Source organism: Polaribacter sargassicola, assembly GCF_021991835.1.
Classification (GTDB): Bacteria; Bacteroidota; Bacteroidia; order Flavobacteriales; family Flavobacteriaceae; genus Polaribacter; species Polaribacter sargassicola.
Genome location: NZ_JAHDAU010000261.1, coordinates 1 through 243 on the forward strand (window position 1 = coordinate 1; position 243 = coordinate 243).

Annotated in this window: 1 pseudogene; it reads right to left on the reverse strand. The window is 41.6% G+C overall.

Features of this window, described 5'->3' with window-relative positions:
• Positions 1-243, reverse strand: a pseudogene (locus KI686_RS17790) (gliding motility-associated C-terminal domain-containing protein); the annotation flags it as partial.

Here is a 243-nt window from a genome sequence, read left to right on the forward strand (position 1 = left end):
TTCCTACATCTCCATCTACTACATCATTAAATCCATCGCCATCGGTATCTGCATAATTGTCTGCTCTACCATCTCCATTTGCATCGGTTCCGCCTGCTTCTACAACATCTGCAATGCCATCATTATCGGCATCTAAATCTAAATAATCTAAAACACCATCACCATCGGTATCGCCGTTTAGATATGCATCTGGGGTTCCATCTCCATTACCATCTGTTCCTGTTAAAATTAATGCATCAGCTG